16 protein-coding genes and 1 pseudogene are annotated in these 15847 nt (G+C 61.5%); 14 read left to right on the top strand and 3 right to left on the bottom strand.

From position 1 onward, the window contains the following. Nucleotides 1–194: 194 nt before the first annotated feature. From Q4B98_RS04635 to Q4B98_RS04625, 3 genes and pseudogenes are all read left to right on the top strand, one after another. Nucleotides 195–929 carry an ABC transporter ATP-binding protein gene (locus Q4B98_RS04635; RefSeq protein ID WP_303195953.1) on the top strand — a complete coding sequence of 245 codons (735 nt, stop codon included), beginning with the start codon at nt 195–197 and terminating at the stop codon, nt 927–929. Beyond that, nucleotides 929–2288: pseudogene (locus tag Q4B98_RS04630) on the top strand (ABC transporter permease). Before Q4B98_RS04635 ends, Q4B98_RS04630 begins: the two are co-directional and overlap by 1 nt. Next, complete coding sequence (locus Q4B98_RS04625) at nt 2285–2989, top strand: hypothetical protein (RefSeq protein WP_303195952.1); 705 nt, start codon at nt 2285–2287, stop codon at nt 2987–2989. The pseudogene Q4B98_RS04630 and the gene Q4B98_RS04625 overlap by 4 nt, the downstream one beginning before the upstream one ends. 75 nt (nt 2990–3064) lie before the next feature. Here the strand turns inward: Q4B98_RS04625 and Q4B98_RS04620 are convergent, their stop codons facing one another. After that, nucleotides 3065–3748 carry an EcsC family protein gene (locus tag Q4B98_RS04620; RefSeq protein WP_303195951.1) on the bottom strand — a complete coding sequence of 228 codons (684 nt, stop codon included), beginning with the start codon at nt 3746–3748 and terminating at the stop codon, nt 3065–3067. Nucleotides 3749–4057: 309 nt separating this feature from the next. On the opposite strand from Q4B98_RS04620, the gene Q4B98_RS04615 reads away from it, so the two are divergent. Genes Q4B98_RS04615 through Q4B98_RS04590 form a run of 6 tightly spaced genes read left to right on the top strand, consistent with a single transcriptional unit; the run spans nt 4058 to nt 11132 of the window. Next, on the top strand, nt 4058–4813 hold the full coding sequence (locus Q4B98_RS04615) for an energy-coupling factor transporter transmembrane component T (protein ID WP_303196115.1): 756 nt from the start codon (nt 4058–4060) through the stop codon (nt 4811–4813). Beyond that, a complete protein-coding gene (locus Q4B98_RS04610) occupies nt 4810–6297 on the top strand; it encodes an ABC transporter ATP-binding protein (protein WP_303195950.1) in 1488 nt (495 codons plus the stop codon). Before Q4B98_RS04615 ends, Q4B98_RS04610 begins: the two co-directional genes overlap by 4 nt. Beyond that, nucleotides 6294–6884 carry an MptD family putative ECF transporter S component gene (locus Q4B98_RS04605; RefSeq protein WP_303195949.1) on the top strand — a complete coding sequence of 197 codons (591 nt, stop codon included), beginning with the start codon at nt 6294–6296 and terminating at the stop codon, nt 6882–6884. The genes Q4B98_RS04610 and Q4B98_RS04605 overlap by 4 nt, the downstream gene beginning before the upstream one ends. Beyond that, nucleotides 6881–8701 carry an ABC transporter ATP-binding protein gene (locus Q4B98_RS04600; RefSeq protein ID WP_303195948.1) on the top strand — a complete coding sequence of 607 codons (1821 nt, stop codon included), beginning with the start codon at nt 6881–6883 and terminating at the stop codon, nt 8699–8701. The genes Q4B98_RS04605 and Q4B98_RS04600 overlap by 4 nt, the downstream gene beginning before the upstream one ends. Continuing rightward, entirely contained in the window at nt 8698–10491 is a 1794-nt protein-coding gene (locus tag Q4B98_RS04595; RefSeq protein WP_303195947.1) for an ABC transporter ATP-binding protein, read from the top strand. Before Q4B98_RS04600 ends, Q4B98_RS04595 begins: the two co-directional genes overlap by 4 nt. Then, complete coding sequence (locus Q4B98_RS04590) at nt 10488–11132, top strand: TetR/AcrR family transcriptional regulator (RefSeq protein ID WP_303195946.1); 645 nt, start codon at nt 10488–10490, stop codon at nt 11130–11132. Before Q4B98_RS04595 ends, Q4B98_RS04590 begins: the two co-directional genes overlap by 4 nt. Nucleotides 11133–11443: 311 nt before the next feature. Here Q4B98_RS04590 and Q4B98_RS04585 read toward each other — a convergent pair whose 3' ends face one another. Continuing rightward, nucleotides 11444–11920 carry a cupin domain-containing protein gene (locus tag Q4B98_RS04585; protein WP_002514506.1) on the bottom strand — a complete coding sequence of 159 codons (477 nt, stop codon included), beginning with the start codon at nt 11918–11920 and terminating at the stop codon, nt 11444–11446. 234 nt (nt 11921–12154) lie between these two features. On the opposite strand from Q4B98_RS04585, the gene Q4B98_RS04580 reads away from it, so the two are divergent. Beyond that, nucleotides 12155–12298, top strand: a complete 144-nt coding sequence (locus tag Q4B98_RS04580; RefSeq protein ID WP_303196114.1) for a thioredoxin — start codon at nt 12155–12157, stop codon at nt 12296–12298. Here the strand turns inward: Q4B98_RS04580 and Q4B98_RS04575 are convergent. Then, nucleotides 12295–12711: a hypothetical protein gene (locus Q4B98_RS04575; protein ID WP_303195945.1), complete on the bottom strand. Its 417-nt coding sequence runs from the start codon at nt 12709–12711 to the stop codon at nt 12295–12297. The genes Q4B98_RS04580 and Q4B98_RS04575 overlap by 4 nt on opposite strands. A 224-nt stretch (nt 12712–12935) precedes the next feature. Between Q4B98_RS04575 and Q4B98_RS04570 the strand changes: the two genes are divergently transcribed. From Q4B98_RS04570 to Q4B98_RS04555, 4 genes are all read left to right on the top strand, one after another. Continuing rightward, the gene (locus Q4B98_RS04570; RefSeq protein ID WP_368492307.1) at nt 12936–13940 is read left to right on the top strand and encodes a nucleoside hydrolase; all 1005 of its coding nucleotides are present in this window, start codon (nt 12936–12938) and stop codon (nt 13938–13940) included. Between the two features lie 125 nt (nt 13941–14065). Next, nucleotides 14066–14413, top strand: coding sequence for a PadR family transcriptional regulator (locus Q4B98_RS04565; RefSeq protein WP_303195944.1), 348 nt, complete (start codon nt 14066–14068; stop codon nt 14411–14413). Beyond that, nucleotides 14410–15099 carry a DUF5808 domain-containing protein gene (locus Q4B98_RS04560; RefSeq protein WP_303195943.1) on the top strand — a complete coding sequence of 230 codons (690 nt, stop codon included), beginning with the start codon at nt 14410–14412 and terminating at the stop codon, nt 15097–15099. Before Q4B98_RS04565 ends, Q4B98_RS04560 begins: the two co-directional genes overlap by 4 nt. A gap of 21 nt (nt 15100–15120) precedes the next feature. Then, nucleotides 15121–15660, top strand: a complete 540-nt coding sequence (locus Q4B98_RS04555) for a hypothetical protein (RefSeq protein ID WP_303195942.1) — start codon at nt 15121–15123, stop codon at nt 15658–15660. The last annotated feature ends 187 nt before the right edge of the window (nt 15661–15847 follow it).

The following is a 15847-nucleotide window of genomic DNA, read 5'->3' as shown; positions in this document are numbered from 1 at the left end:
GTTGATGGGGTAAGGTACTTAGTATGTCTTGGGTGGTGGGTCGCAACGGCTCCACTGATGCACGGAAGGTGGTTGAGATGAAAACTTGGAGGGAACCAGTTACCGCTCATGCTAAGCATAATTGGAAAGTTTATATAAGGACTGATAGTTCAACTGGGGCTCAGATGAAATCTAGTTACGTTAGAGTTAAGTAAATGATCGAGCTTAAGCATATATCACACCGTTACCGTCATCGGCGTAGCTTGGTCGATATTTCCTGTGAGTTTGGCCCTGGGATATGGGGATTGCTTGGTCCGAATGGGGCGGGAAAGACGACACTTCTCAGTATCCTCGCGACACTTCGGCAACCGGAATCTGGATGCTTTCTGGTAAATGGTATCGATGCCAAGGATGACCGTGACGCCATTCGTGAGATTATCGCGTTTTTGCCTCAAAGGTTTTCTCTCCCTTCACAGTTTCGCATTCTGAGAGTTGTGGAATATGCGGCCTGGGCGCGAGGAATTGAACCAGAAAAATGCTGTGCGAGAGCCTGTGCAGCCCTCGATCGTGTTGGGCTTCTCGACCGAGCCGATGAGCGTGTTCGGGCCCTTTCAGGCGGAATGCGTCAGCGGCTTGGAATCGCGTGTGCGACTGTCGGGGATCCGGCTTTACTCCTTCTTGACGAACCAACGGTAGGTCTCGACCCGGCATCGAGGATTGGGGTTCGGTCCCTCCTCGGTGAACTTGCTGAGGACCGGACGGTTATTGTGTCGACTCACTTGCTTGAGGATCTGCAAGGTTTCGTGTCGCAACTTGTTGTTTTATCCGAAGGGAAGCTGATCTTTCAGGGTTCCTACACCGATCTGGAATCTGTTGGCCGAGAGCATCGAGTCCGCGACGCCAACGATGCCGAGTCGGGATACCTTACTCTTCTTGGAGAGGCGGCATGATGTCCGCCGCGCCCGGGAGTGTCCGTCCGCTGCGTGGTTTTCGGCGCGTGGCATTTCCCTTTGCGTCATGGTACCTAGTTCTTATAGCTGTCGGCGGTGCCACGTGCAGCCTGATCGCGTTGCGGGACGCATGGGCGTGGGGCGTGTGGCAGGTGCAAGACGTCGCCGTCAGGCTCCGGGAATCCAGCGGGCTGGGCTATCTTGTCCGGTTTCATGGGGGCCGGGCTGGCGGCTCGCACGGCACCCTCGGACATGGTTGTGGGTGCTGCTCCGGCGCGCTCTATTCTCAGCATCCGCTGGCAGTGGTTTTGGCGTCAGGTTACTGCCCTGCTCATCGGGACCGTTGTCGTTGTGGCGCCCCTGGTCGTCAAGGTATGGCTCAATGCACCACCAGCGGGTGTCGAAATTGCAGACTTGATCGATGCCCTGCTGTCTTTCGTGGCTTTGGTGGCTGTTGCTCACGTGGTAGCCGCAGTGGTCTCCCATCCCATCGTGTGGATGTTGGCACCTGTTGTGTGCATCGTCGTGGTCTGGATACCGAGCGTGATTAATCAGAGTGTCATTTCCAACACGGGGTACAGTTCGGTGGCGTTTGCCTGGTCCTTAGGGATGGTAGATCCGAGCGGCACCTTCACAACCACAGCTGCGGCCGCGATCATGCGTGGTGTTTTCTTTGTCATTGTCGCGCTCTCGTGCATTCTGGCGGCCAGTCGTTGGTCCATGGTCCGCTCTGGCGGTTTTACGTGGCGTCGGGTGGCGCCATGTGCGGCCCTGGTCGCCCCACCGCTCATCATCGCTGCGATGGGTGTCGTGATGCCGGTGCCATTGTTTCGTGAGGGGTCATTAGCTTTTGAATGTTCGTCGTACAGCAAGGTACGGGTATGCGTGACATCACCCCACCGCAGTCTCGCACCTTCTTACGCCGAAATCGCTCAGCGCGTCATGTCGGTCATGCCGCAAACGGTGTCTTCTCGTGACATCCTGCTTGCTGAGTCCGGGTACCACGCACCTCAGGGACAACGTGTGATTAATCTCGGTCTACCAACCTCACTTGACTCTAGGCAAGAATTATCGAATCAGACCAGCCAGGGGTTGGCCCAGTCGATGTCAGGTGTAGACGCGTGTGAATTTATGCATACCAATGGGGAAATGACACCTCAGCAGATAGATGCCTCAGACGGCGTTAATTCCGTGGAACGCACCATTCTTCGGCTGGCTGGATTTCCATATGAAGACATGATGAGTTCGGAGAAAAACGACCTTGACAGTATGGATGCAGCCACGTTTGGCCAATGGTATATCGAACATCGTCAGATGATTATGACGTGTTCTTTAACTGATAAGGACCTTCGTCGATGAAAGGTTTAGAGGCTTTCCTGAAGGGGCGTTATGCCCTTGCTCTTGTTGTTGTTCCGCTTGTGACCTTTATTGTGGCCTTTTTCCTGTGGTTCACAAAGTTATCAGTGGCGCCGGGGAACGTATGGGATCGCCCTGTGATTGGTCTTGAGCTGACAGTTTTGGTGGGGTGTGCCGTCGCGATGTGGTGTGTCTCATCGGGTATGGACTGGGTTGAGAGGACCTCCGTTCGCGCGCTCAGAACCGGATATGCGTTGATGGCGCTGTGGTTATGTGGATGTGCCGCTGGCCTTCCACTGCTCATTGGGTGGATATTGCGGTCACTGCCTGTGAGTTTGATACCTGATGGTGACTCTTTTCTGGAGCCCGCCATTCCTGCACGCTTTCAGCTGCCGTGGATGCCCTTTATAGGGTTCTCGGTGATTTGCGTGCTGTGTACTGGCATTGGACTGTTTGTCACGGGAATGGTGTCGCGGCAAGGCGGGCCATTGTGCAGCCCCTTGGTGTATGTGCTCGTCATCATCGCTCAAGGGAATACCTTCCTGCGATTCCTCCCTGGTGGCTATCCCGGGGAAACGGCTGCTGTTGAGGGCAGCGAGCTGACGGTTTCTACCATGGCCATGGTGTGCGCGGGTGCCTGTGCCATCCTCGGAGTTATTGGATATGCATTGGGGTTGGGCGGGGTGAAATCCCTGCGTCGCTGAAGTACCGCCAAATCCTGTTACTGCGACCGGATGTTACTTCCTGTCTAGGAATCGTTCTGGCTGAATGTGCGGGCCTCAGCTGCGCGGGCGGCGGGTTGGAAACTGCTTGCGGGCGTAACGAGCAACGTTCCAGGTCGTGAATCCGTCGGTGGTGGCCCCAACCCCACCGCCGAGCACAGGAATACGTTTCGATACGAACACCGGCAGTTTCTTCCCGGCGACCTGTCCCATGAGAACGTTGATGAGGTGACGGGCCACGGTCTTCTCCAGATCGGCGTCACTGACCGGGGCGGTGGCAATGCCCATCGGGGTCGTTGGAAGCTTCTCCTCGTGGATGAGGCCGTCGACCTCGTGCTGTCCCATAAGGGTGGCGAGGATGGCGGTCCGAACGCGCTGATCGTCGAGGTCGTAGCCACGCAGGTGAGCGATGGCAGCCACCATGCGAGCCTGCACGATCGCCACGCCAGAGATATTGGCCGGGATCGTCACCGCCAGGGTTGCGACCCCGCCGAGGTTGGACACAAATCCCTGCGCGCCGGCCATAGCGATGTGCTGAGTGACTAGAGAGTTGATGGCCTGCTCAACGTCACCGTCATGCTTGGTGAGGGACTTCCCGGCCGCCTGACGCGCTCCCGGTAGCCCACTGACGCCATCGATGGCGAATCCCAAGATGCTGCGCAGCATCGAGACGGCCGCCCCGGGTGCCATATCGGGGGCTTGGTCCAGCAGGGCCTTGCCGATGTTGCTTCCGATTCCCACGAGGGTCTCCTCTCGATCAACTCACTTCAAGGGTAGCCGTGGGGACAGGGCGAGTCCTGTGGTGTTCGCGTTGAGGTGGTGACGGGCAATGCCCGTGGTGATCGCGCCTGCACGAGGCCGCGATTCCTCCGAACGTGGTGTGCCCTCCTGCGTCACCAGTAGGACCGCCTGTCTGGCCTGTGAGTGTCTCTCCTTGCCAGGACGTGAATGACTGCTATTTGTTAACGAGGATAACTAATGAGTTAGGGTTGCCTTATGAAATGTGACGAGGTGACCGTGGCCCGACAAGGTGACATCCACCCGCTCCCGATGGCCCGCGCCATGGCCGGAAGCGCGTTGACCACCACCCATCGGCCCCGCACTCGGGGGTTCCACGGCGCTGTGGACCCACGCACCCTGTTCCTCTATGTCATCGTCCTCAACGTCCTTCTCATGGGAGCGGGGTCGACGCCTCTGGTGCTGGCCTGCCTCGGTGTCGTCGCGGTGTCACTCGTGCTCACGACCCGCGCCACGACGTGGATCGGGTGGCTGGCCTTTGTCCTGGTGTGGGTCTTCTGCTGTTTCGCCCTTCCAGCCCTGTGGCACTCGGCTGTCTCCGCATTTCTGGTCTTCATCGCTTTCTGGATGTTCCGCTTCGCAGGAGTCTTCGGCTCGGCAGTGGCTGCGATCAAGGTTCTCGACGTCACCCGGGTTGGTTCAGTCCTCACCCAGATGCGTGCGCCGCGGGTCGTGCAGGTCCCGGTGATGGTCGTGGTGAGGTTCTTCCCGATGGCAGTGCGCGAGCTGCGGGCGATCGTCCAGGCCATGACCCTGCGAGGCCTGAGACCCGGCGCCCGCTCAACCATGCGCCACCCGCTGCGTACGGGGGAATACGTCGTCATCCCCTTCCTGGCCTCGGCTGCCCGGATCGCCGACGAGCTCTCCGCTGCAGCCATCATCAAGGGGCTGGGTGCACAAAAATCCCGGTCCACCCTGGACCCGAGTCGTTTCCGTGTCGGTGACGCCGTCGTACTGACGGTTTTGGTCGCGTTGATTGCCTGGCGCGTGACCGAGGTGATCGCATGAGCGTCAGCCTGACCGACGTCTCCTACTCCTACCCGGTCCCTGACCTCGACGGGTCCCCGTTCGACGACGGCCCCACGCCCGACCGAGAGGTCGTGGACCAGCTCCGGGACATCACCATGACGATCCGGCCCGGGACCCTGACCCTGCTCATTGGGGAATCAGGATCGGGGAAGTCCACCCTGCTGCGGACGATGAATGGCCTTGTCCCGAAGTTTTTCGAGGACACCATGCGTGGCAAGGTGGAGGTGGACGGCATTGATCTGGCCGGGGTCGAACTCCACGACGTCGGGCGCACCTCGGCGATGATCTTCCAGAATCCTCGCACCCAGTTCTTCACCTCCAGCGTGCGAACCGAGCTGGCTTTCGGGCTGGAGAATTACGGGGTCGACCCGTCTGAGATCCGCGACGCTATGACTCGGGCAGTCGGCCAGACCGGCATCGCACACCTGCTCGACAGGCGGTTCGACACCCTCTCGGGAGGGGAGTTGCAGCGCGTCGCGTGTGCCTGTGCCCTGGTCACTGACGTCGATCTGCTCCTCTTCGATGAGCCGACCTCGAATCTCTCTGCCGAGGGAATCGACGATTTTCGCCACCTCGTCGCCCAGCTGAAGGCCTCCGGGAAGACGCTGGTCATTGCCGAGCATCGGCTGCACCTCTTCCGTGGGATGGTCGACGTCGTTCATCGCATTTCTGACGGCAGGGTCGCCGAAACCATGACCGGCGATGATCTTTTCAGCCTGACGGACATGGAACGGACCGAACGTGGCCTCCGCGCCGTCGATGTCGTCCCGGTGGACATACCCGAGCCGCCGACCGCCGCAGCCTCCTCCAACACCGATGGCCCAAAACTCCCGACTGGGCTGATGGTCGAGCACCTGTCCTTCTCTTACGGGCATGGCCCGACGATTCTCGACGTCGACTCCCTCTTCCTGCCGGCCGGAGCGGTGACGATCCTCACCGGTCCCAATGGCGCGGGCAAATCGACCTTGGCCCGACTGATCTGCGGGCTCGAAAAGTCCCCGCCCAGCGCCCGTATCGGCATGGGAGAGCCGTGGAGCACCGGCAGGAGGCAGAAATCGTGCGGGATGGTCATGCAGGACGTCCGCCGTCAGCTGTTCAGCGAGTCGGTGGAGCGGGAAGTCACCCTCGGTCTGGACCCGCGCCAACGCGATGCCGCCAACGTCCCGGCGCTCCTGGAACGTCTCGACCTGGTCGGCCAACGTGACCGTCACCCCTTGTCACTGTCCGGTGGGCAGGCCCAGCGCCTCGTCGTGGCGGCCACCATCGCTCAGGACAAGGAGGTCGTCATCTTCGACGAGCCCACATCGGGTGTCGATTTTCGTCACCTCACCTCGATCGCTGACCTCGTCAGTGATCTCGCGACCGCTGGGAAGGTCGTCATCGTCATCACCCACGACCCGGAGCTCATGGCCCGATGTGGGGATTACCTCATCAACATCACCACTCTGAAAGGACAATCATGAAACCCCGTCTGACAACGCGTGACCTGGTGAGTATCGCCATCTTCGCGGTGATCTTCTTCGTCGTCTTCTACGCCTGCGGCATGATCGGTTTCGCCGGTCCGGCCTTCATGTTCGTCGGTTGGATCCTGGGCATCCTGCTGGGCGGCATCATCCTCATGTTGTCAGTTGCACGGGTGCCGAAAATTGGCACCATGACGATCACTGGTCTGCTCGTCGGGCTCGGTATGAGTCCGGGGCTCACCATCTGGATGATCCCGGCCGGAATAGTGCTCGGATTCCTCTCCGACATCATCACCAATGCCGGCCGCAGCACCCGTCTCACGATGAGCCGCGCGATGCTCGGGTATGCCGTGTTCGAGCTGTGGATGATCGTGCCGCTCATCCCGATGCTCGTGAATACCGACGAGTACTACGCCATGATCACCGAGCAGATGGGTGCCGACTACTCCAACAAGATGCGGGAACTCTTCACACCTGGCCTGGTGGCGGGATGGGCCGTCATCGTCTTCCTGCTGGGGCTGGCCGGTGGCTGGTTGGGCATCAAGGTGGGTCGCAAGCACTTCCAGCGGGCAGGACTGACGAAGTGAGCGAGACCTCCACGTCCCCGCAGGTGTGCCCCGGCGCTGCCGCACCGGAAGATATTCGCGACTACCAGACCAAACACCGTGCCGGTGGCAAAGCCCTGTCGTCGATCATGAAACCTATCCGCGAGTACGTCCTGATCGCGCGGATCCTCGTCATTGCGTCCTGCATCGTCGCTCTTGCCCCGTACGTCGCCCTGACGAGACTCGGCGCGATCCTGCTAGGTGACTACGTCGACCACGAGGCGCTCACCCGCACCGCCAATGTGCTGTGGATGGCCTTCTGCCTCCAGGCCCTGCTCTACGTGTTGGCCCTCGTCATCACTCACATCGCCGACATCAAGCTGCGCAACATACTCCAGGACCGCATCATCGACCGTATCTCGAAGGCCCCACTGGCCTGGTTCAGCTCGTCGTCAACCGGTCGGGTGCGCAAGGCCATCCAGGACGACACCGTCCAGATCCACACGCTCGTCGCCCATGCGCCCGTTGAGCAAACCGCAGCCGTGGGAGTTCCGCTCGTACTGCTCGTCTATGCCTTCGTGGTGGACTGGCGGCTGGGATTTCTCTCCATCGCCACCTTCCCGATTTACGCCCTGCTGCAGTGGGTGACGATGCGAGACATGGCCACCAGGACCGCCGAGATGGACGACAAGCTCGCCGACCTCTCGTCCTCGTCGATCGAGCTGACGGAAGGGATCCACGTCGTCAAGAATTTCGGACAGACCGGCAAGGCCCATCGTCGCTTCACCGAGGCCTGCGAGGAGTTCGCCCGGTTCTACTGGGACTGGTGTGGCCCGCTCATCAAGGCGTCGGCCCTGTCTCTGTCGGTGATCTCGGTGGCAGCTCTCATGGCGATCAACCTGGGATTCGGTCTACTCATGGCCAAGGCCGGCTGGGTGGGCGTCACCGACGTCCTCACCTGTTCACTCATCGCCCTGGTCCTGCCGCGCACCATCGAGGTACTGGGCAACATGGCATGGGGTTACCAACAGGCCGGCAACGCGGCTCTGCGTCTGCAGGACGTGCTGTCCATCGAGCAGATCAGCCATCCACAGGTCAGCGTGCGGATTCCTGACGACATGACGGTCACCTTCGACGACGTCAGCTCCTCCTACCTCACCCCTGACGGCGTCATTCCGGCGCTGAGTCATGTCAACCTGACACTGCGTCCAGGAACTGTCACGGCTCTGGTCGGGCCGTCGGGGTCCGGCAAGTCGACCTTGGCGACGATGCTCGCCCGCTTCCGCGACCCGGATTCCGGAGTGGTGCGCATCGGTGGCGTCGACCTCAAGGACCTCGCCCAGAATGACCTCTACCGGTTGGTGTCCTTCGTCCTCCAGGACCCGTACATGCAGCGTCGGTCCATTCGTGACGTCATCACCTTGGCTCGTCCCGACGCCACCGACGACCAGGTGCGCGAGGCTGCTCGTGCCGCCCACATTCTTGACGACATCGACGCACTGCCGAAGGGTTTCGACACCGTCCTGGGTGAGGACACCGATTTCTCGGGTGGTCAGAAGCAGCGGCTGTCGATCGCCCGTGCTGTGCTCGCCGACGCCCCGATCCTCGTGCTCGACGAGGCGACGGCCGCCACCGATCCCGACTGCGAGGCGGAGATCCAGCAGGCCCTGGCTGCACTGGCCCGGGGCCGAACTGTGCTCGCCATCGGTCACCACGCCGAGTCGGTGGCCGGAGCTGACGTCATCTGCGTCATGGAGGGCGGTTGCATCGTAGCTTGCGGTTCGTCCGAGGAATTGGCCGACCAGCCCTACTGGGCGCGTCTGTCGGCAGGGCGAGCGATGGAAGGAGACACTCAATGACCACGACCATGAACTCCCGCCTTTCCTGGGCGGGCGACATCCTGCTCCTGAACACCTTCAGGCCCCTTCTCACCGAGGAAGGGGCTGCCAAGTTCCGTCGCTCCCTGTGGCTGGCAGGTGTCCAGGGAGTCCTCGAGGGAGTTGGCCTGTTCGCCATCATTCCGACGATCACGGCATTCGTCGAGGGTGGACCCTCGATGGGACTGACCTGGCAGGGCTGGGTGTGGCTGCTCGTCGCCCTGGCCGTTGCCGGGGCCGTCGTGACGTACTTCCAGTCGAGGATCGGCTATCTCGCCGCGATGGATGTCATGGGAAAACTCAGCGTGCGCATCGGCGACCAGGTGGCGAGCCTGCCACTGGGATGGTTCCGTTCGAGTTTCCCCGGCCGCCTGTCCCGCCTTCTCACTCAGGGACTCATGCACATGGGCGAGGGGTTGGCACATTTCACCGCCCCACTCGTGCGCGGTGCCACGACCACCGTCGTCATGATGGTGCTCTCGTGGTTCTGGTCGTGGCAGTTGGGGTTGTCCCTGCTCATCTCGATGCCTGCGATGTGTCTGATCATGATCGCCTCGCGGGCCTTGCGGCTTCGCGGTGAGTCGGTGGTCCAGCCGACCGAGCAGGAACTGGCAGCCCGCATCGTCGAGTTCTGTGAGACCCAACCAGTGCTGAGGGCCGCCGGACGAGCCGAGGGCTACGAGCCGCTTCGGAATGCACGCCGGGCCAATGAACGCGCCGCTCGTAAGGGTCTGGGGCTGGGCGTGACGGCGAGCTTCCTCTCGGGTCTGGGTGCCCAGGCGGTCGCGGTCGTCCTTATCGTGCTGGCCGCGCGCATGGGCAGCAACGGCACCCTCGCCCCGGTCGCGACGGTTGCTTTCGTCGGCGTCTCGCTGCGCTACGCCAAGGTGTTGGAGGACGTCGTCTCGGCTGCTCTGTCCGTCGAAACCGCGCGCAAGCCGGTCAGTGAGGTCGACGAGATCCTCTCGGCTGAGGTGCTGCCCGAGCCTGCGCACCTGGTCGAGCTCTCCGCTCCCGGGGAGGTGTCCCTCGAGGACGTCTCCTTTGGCTACGACAAGGATCATCCCGTCATCCATGACGTCACCTTTGCTGCTCCCGCTGGGGGATTGACGGCCATTGTCGGCCCCTCGGGGGCCGGCAAGACGACCCTGTTCCGGCTCATGGCGCGGTTCTGGGACGTCGACTTGGGGACGGTGCGTGTCGGGGGAGTGGACGTGCGCGACCAGACGACCGAGCAGCTCATGAGTCAGCTCGCCATGGTCTTCCAGGACGTCTACCTCTACGACTCCACCCTGGCGGAGAACATTCGCATCGGTGACCCGAATGCCACTGACGAGCAGGTCTGGGAGGCAGGATCCCTGGCCGGGGTCGACGAGATCGCAGCTCGCCTGCCCGGTGGATGGGATGCCAGCGTCGGTGAGGGGGGTCGTCGTCTGTCTGGCGGTGAACGGCAACGGGTTTCGGTGGCTCGCGCCTTGCTGAAACGCGCCCCGATCCTGCTGTTCGACGAGGCCACCTCCGCACTCGATCCCGAGAACGAGGCCCACGTCGAGGCCGCCCTGGCCCAGCTGCGCGAGTCCTCGACAATCCTCGTCATCGCCCACAAGCTCGACACCATCCGTTCGGCGGATCGCATCGTCGTCATTGACCGCAACGGTAGGGTTTGCCAGGTGGGAACCCATGACGACCTCATTGCCAGCGGCGGTGTCTACGCCGATCTGTGGCATGCCCGGGAGCGGGCCGAGGGGTGGTCGCTCGTGGGCCGTGAATGATTAGCAAACGGCCAGGGCGCAAGCCTGCGTTCACGCGACGTCAGGCGATTGACGCGGCCCTGGCCGAGGGCATCGAGACCTTCACCCTGAGGGCTGTCGCTGATCGTCTCGGGGTGAAGGCCACCGCCCTGTACCGGGAGTTCAGTTCTCGTCAGGAATTGCAGTTGGCCGCAATTGCGGAGATCGCGGTGGACATCGAGCCGGATCCCGACGTCTCCAATTGGCAGGACGCCCTGCGCCAGGTTGTCGACCGCCAGTGGGCGTTGTGCGAGCGGTATCCAGAGGCTCCGCTGGTGCTCATGGCTCAGCCAGAGGCCTTCGGGGCAGCGATGCCTCGTATCGCGGCGATCGTGCAGAGACTGGCAGAGCTTGGTATCCCCGGAGGGGTCGAGGGGGCTGCTTTCGCCTTCGACTTCGTCGGGGACATCACCTTGGAGACCTTTGTGTCGATCCAGCCTTATCTGACCGCTGATGAAGGAGGACGGACCGGCGTTGAGAGGATCGGGGAGATGACGGCAGGGCATCCGGATGTGTTCGGGGTGCAGTCGATGGGTGAGCGCGGCAACCTCGATCTCAAGGTTGAGTTCATCATCGCCGGCATGGAGTTCGGGCTGTTTCCTGGCTCGGTCGCACAGAAGTGATCGCATTCCCAGACCGCGAATCCTCCTGCAGCATCCCCATCCCGCGATCCCGCCTCCACAAGTCGAGGGCGACGACGGCCCAGCTTGCGGAGTTGAAGGCCAGGGTGAGCTGACGGTCTCGGCCGGTCAGTACGACAGTGACGGCCTCGATCGATGCCATGGCCAGGCAGGCCCCGGCGAATCCGAGGATCGCGCGGTCGATGAGGGAGATCCATGTGTCGGGGCGGTGACACCGGTGATGACGTCGTTCCGTCAGAGACCAGGACGTCGCCAACGAGGGCGACGGCCTGGTCTCTGACGGATGGTATTCCTCAGGCGTGCAGATCGTCAGCGGTCTTGTCGGGTTGGACGCTCCACTCCGGTGGGACGTCGGCTCCGGACTTTTCGTCCTCCTCAGCCTTGGCGGCGGTCTCCTGGACGATGCCCGGGGTGTGGTGGACCGGGGCGTAGATGGCGTAGACCTGCATCGGCTCGTCACCGGTGTTGATGACGTCGTGCCAGGTGCCGGCCGGGACCTGGACGGACCAGCCGTCGCTGACGTCCTGCTGGAAGTCGAGCTGATCCTCAGCCGGTCCCATGACGCAGCGCCCCTTGCCGGAGTCCAGGCGCAGGAACTGATCGGTGTCGGGGTGGGCCTCCAGGCCGATGGACTCTCCCACCGGGATGGACATGAGCGTCACCTGCAGGTACTTACCGGTCCAGGCGGTGGTGCGGTAGTTCGTGTTCTCCTTCGTTGCGGTCTCGATGTCGAAGGCGTTCGGTTTGGGGCCGTTGTCGTTGATCTTCATGGTCAACGCTTCCTTTCCTGGTGAGATTCGTGCTGCAGGTGTGGGCCAGTGACCGGTCGCGCCGATCGGATTGGTATCTGCAAAGCAGCCATTGCCCCACAATCTCGATGGATCCAGCCTATGTGGCCAGTGTGGCCAGACTATCCTGCCCACCCACCTGACGACATGTTCGACAATTCCAAGGGGTCTAGGCCTCCCTAGAGGAGAGTACGTGCTGTGTTGGCCCACTTCGACATGGAGATCCACGACGACGAGTTCCAGTCCGGCGTTCCCGCGGACAAGCAGCCGACGGTCTCCGACGTCCTGAGCACCTGGCGTGAGAGGTACAAAAGGCCGCCAGGGAGGAGTCTCGGCGCTGCGATCATGGCGAGGGGCTAGGACTTCTTCTTCCGGGTGTCCCGGATCCCCTGGATGAGGATCGCGAGGATCCCGATCACCATGACCCACGCCATTTCCCCGACGGCGCCGTACCACGGTTGGATGAGGGCGGTGAGGGCAAGAACGATCACTGCCCAAGCGGCGAGGATGAGGGTCAAAATGAGCAGGCGCTCAGATCTCGTCCACCGCAGTTTGCCCTTGCTGCGCGGGAGTATTCCGTCCTCGCCCATGAGTTGCAGCAGAATTTCGCCGGGGATTCCGATGAGGAGGACTGCGACGAACATCCTCAGCGACCATCGCCAACCGATGAAGATCGCTACGATTGCGAATACCACGGCCATGGAGAGCGTAAACGCGATGGTGCCCGCAAGGATCCTCTCAGCGCGGGACGGTTCCTTATCCTTGACGGTCATGACTTCCTCACACTTGCTCGGCAGTGCGGTCCAACACTGAGCTGACGACTTGGTCTGACCAGGCTAAGTGTCCTCCCCACAGAACTCATGGCCAAACCGTAGGCGCATACACGCGGTTGTCGAGGAGACGCAGATGACGGTGAGGCTGATCGCGTGTTCGGGGCGCGGTCGTCCTGGTCTCAATCGCCCTGGTCGAAACCCTCGGGGTAAGAGCGCGACTATAAATGTCTGGCGGTCCAGACGGGCTCTATTCTGACGTCATGTTCGCACCTTCCTTGCCGGTTTTGCTTGACTGTGACCCTGGGATTGATGACGCCTTCGCGCTGGCCTATCTGGCGTGTCGCAGTGACGTCGAGACCGTCGGGGTGGTGACGACAGCTGGCAATGTCGGGCAGGACGATGTGCTGCGTAATGCCTTGGGTCTGACCGAATTGCTCGGTATGGACGCCCCGGTGGCGCGCGGGGCAGACGAGCCGTTGGTCGAGCCGATGATGACCGCCGAGGAGACTCACGGACCGCATGGTCTGGGCCACGCCGAGTTGGGGGAGTGCAGGCGTCGTCCCGATGAGCGCAGTGGCGCGCAGCTGTGGGTTGATCTCGCTCGGAAATATCCCGGGCAGCTCGTCGGTATCGTCACCGGGCCGCTGACGAATCTTGCCCTGGCGTTGCGTGTGGAACCGGAATTGCCTACGTTGCTCAAGCGTCTGCATGTCATGGGCGGGGCGATTAATCACCGTGGCAATACGGGGCCGACGAGTGAATGGAACATCGCGGTGGACCCGGAAGCGGGTCACGAAACCTTCCAGGCGTGGGGGAAGGCGTCCAAGCGAGTCGTGTTGGGAGCTCTGCAGGCCACTGAGGGGATCAGGCTGGAGGAGCGCCACCGTCAGGCCGTGGCAGATCTGGGAGATCACCCGATTGTTGCCGTGCTGGCTGACGCTTTGCGGTTTTACTTCGAGTTTCACCAGGCCGACGGGCTGGGTTGGTGCGCCTACCTGCATGATCCGCTCGTCGTTGCTCATGCGGTGACGGGCCGGTTTGCGACGACGCGCCCGTTAGCTGTTGACGTCGAGCTGGCCGGTACGCTGACCCGTGGCCAAACCGTGGGCGACGAGTTGGGGCGCTGGGGTAAGGAACCCAACGTCGATCTGCTGTGTGACGTCGACGCGGAAGGGTTTATCGAACACCTGATTTCAACCCTGGGAAAGGGGCTGAAAAATCTGCGCTGAATCCAAGGGCGGGTCGCGTCACCGAGGGTGAAAACCGGATTCAGAGGGCGGTGGGACACCTGACCCCACTACGAGGTAATGCATGGTACAGTGTTATCCAAGCTAGTGGGCTGAGGAGAGACATCGTGGCGGAATCGCAACTTCGCAAAGGGGCGCTTGAACTCGTCGTCCTCGGGTTGCTGGCGAGCAAACCGTCCTACGGCGGGGAGCTCGTGGACAGACTCGAAAATGAGGCGCGGCTGGGCGTTTCCCAGGGGACCCTCTACCCGCTGCTCAATCGGCTACGTCGCGGTGATTTGGTTTCAGCTGAGTGGCAGGAGTCGCCATCAGGACCTCCGCGCAAGGTTTATCGCCTTACATCCACGGGGCAGGACCATTTGAGAGAACTCATCGATGAGTGGTCGCGCGTTGCCACAGCCGTTACCCGTGCCACACATGTCATCCACAACACATCTGACAAGGAGGAGTCATGAAGATCTGGAGTCGAGACGACGAGGGTGTGCGTCGGCTGTTTGGAATTCCTGTCGGTACACCGTGGGGGAAGGATCCCCGGATTGCATTGCGCAGTTTCGAGCCTGAAAACCCATCACTGTTGGTGCCGCGAGCCGTGGGGATTGGGTGGGATCTGAACTTAGGCGCCGTCGCTGTGCGTATGGGACTCATTCGTCCCGATGATTCCCTGCCTGACCTCAACGAGTATGTTCCCGAGAACCTGCGTCGTGGGTTGGTTATTGCTCCGTGGGTGGGTGCGGGGCTTGCCAGCGCTGCGGCACTCGGGTTCGTCAAGGCAGATCGGGTGGCGACGTCGTGGTCTTTCGGTGGGAAACCCCGTACATACATGGGCGGTGTGGCAGCAGCCCTCACAATTACCGGAGTTGCCACGGTGGCGGCCCTTTACCCGCGCTGGGTCGGGAAAGATGACGGGGCTGACATCGCGGCGACGGCTCAGGCCCTGGGAATCCAAACTGCCGTCATCATGGCCAATCTGGCCGCCAGCAAGGAGATTCGTCACCCCGGACGTCGACAGCCCCTCGCAGTTATCGGTGCCGCTCTTGCGCCGGTGGTTATGGGCGGGGTCTTGGTCGGAACCGTCAAGGTCGCATTGGATGCGGTCGCAGTGTCGCTCACTCGGGAGGCAGGGGCGCGTCCGGGGGCATAGGCGCAGATTAAAATTCCGCCCGTGAAGAAACTCCGATTCGCTGCTGTGATTTCAGTGGTGTTGCTCATCGCTGTCGCGGTGGTGATATCGTTCAACCATTTTATTCCGGTTGTCAATAACACCATAATCGCTGTCGTCGATCTGTGCCTTGTCGTCCTCGCTGTGGAGGTCATCGCGGAGTGTGTGCGTATGCCCCAGCGGACGCGGGTGTGGCGTATTGGGGGTGCGCTCGCCACAGTCGCGGCTTTGGTGCTCAGCTGTGTCGTGGGATTCCTGGCGTTTGTGGGAAGCGTTTGGGAATGGGATGATGCTGGTTCATTCACTCGAGATGGTGAAAAGTATTACATTGAAGCGTGCTTTCCCGGCAACGTGGTCATGTACCAGAAAACATCGCCGGTTACTATGGCGGAAATCACGGCGGCTGACGACAGCAACGACTGGCTCGGCTTGGTACCCATGCCAGTTGCAATGGCGATCCACGACGGGGAGTACAGCGGAGAGTTTTCTCAGATCATGGCCGACGCACGGCGAGACCATCCTGAATGGTTCACTGAGCGATAGGTGGCTGAGGCGGTGACGTCGCCATGGATCCCCGTGTGGCCCAGGGCTGAGGGCGTGTCATAGGGGCAGCGGTCGTTGCTGCCGGTAGCTGCGTACTAGAATAAAGCCGTTTGCGTGGTCTTTGGAGGGCGTGGTGACTTTGGAAACATCGGCGCTCCGTTATTATGAGAGGGTTAGCGCGCTAAAA

It is taken from the genome of Cutibacterium sp., assembly GCF_030525615.1.
GTDB lineage: Bacteria > Actinomycetota > Actinomycetes > Propionibacteriales > Propionibacteriaceae > Cutibacterium.
This window is presented reverse-complemented; position numbering and strand designations above follow the sequence as displayed.

Bases quoted from the DNA above. Each gene is read 5' to 3' on its own strand.
- Q4B98_RS04635 (WP_303195953.1), top strand. From the start codon at position 195: ATGATCGAGCTTAAGCATATATCACACCGTTACCGTCATCGGCGTAGC.
- Q4B98_RS04625 (WP_303195952.1), top strand. From the start codon at position 2,285: ATGAAAGGTTTAGAGGCTTTCCTGAAGGGGCGTTATGCCCTTGCTCTT.
- Q4B98_RS04615 (WP_303196115.1), top strand. From the start codon at position 4,058: ATGGCCCGCGCCATGGCCGGAAGCGCGTTGACCACCACCCATCGGCCC.
- Q4B98_RS04610 (WP_303195950.1), top strand. From the start codon at position 4,810: ATGAGCGTCAGCCTGACCGACGTCTCCTACTCCTACCCGGTCCCTGAC.
- Q4B98_RS04605 (WP_303195949.1), top strand. From the start codon at position 6,294: ATGAAACCCCGTCTGACAACGCGTGACCTGGTGAGTATCGCCATCTTC.
- Q4B98_RS04595 (WP_303195947.1), top strand. From the start codon at position 8,698: ATGACCACGACCATGAACTCCCGCCTTTCCTGGGCGGGCGACATCCTG.
- Q4B98_RS04590 (WP_303195946.1), top strand. From the start codon at position 10,488: ATGATTAGCAAACGGCCAGGGCGCAAGCCTGCGTTCACGCGACGTCAG.
- Q4B98_RS04585 (WP_002514506.1), bottom strand. From the start codon at position 11,920: ATGAAGATCAACGACAACGGCCCCAAACCGAACGCCTTCGACATCGAG.
- Q4B98_RS04580 (WP_303196114.1), top strand. From the start codon at position 12,155: ATGGAGATCCACGACGACGAGTTCCAGTCCGGCGTTCCCGCGGACAAG.
- Q4B98_RS04575 (WP_303195945.1), bottom strand. From the start codon at position 12,711: ATGACCGTCAAGGATAAGGAACCGTCCCGCGCTGAGAGGATCCTTGCG.
- Q4B98_RS04570 (WP_368492307.1), top strand. From the start codon at position 12,936: ATGTCTGGCGGTCCAGACGGGCTCTATTCTGACGTCATGTTCGCACCT.
- Q4B98_RS04560 (WP_303195943.1), top strand. From the start codon at position 14,410: ATGAAGATCTGGAGTCGAGACGACGAGGGTGTGCGTCGGCTGTTTGGA.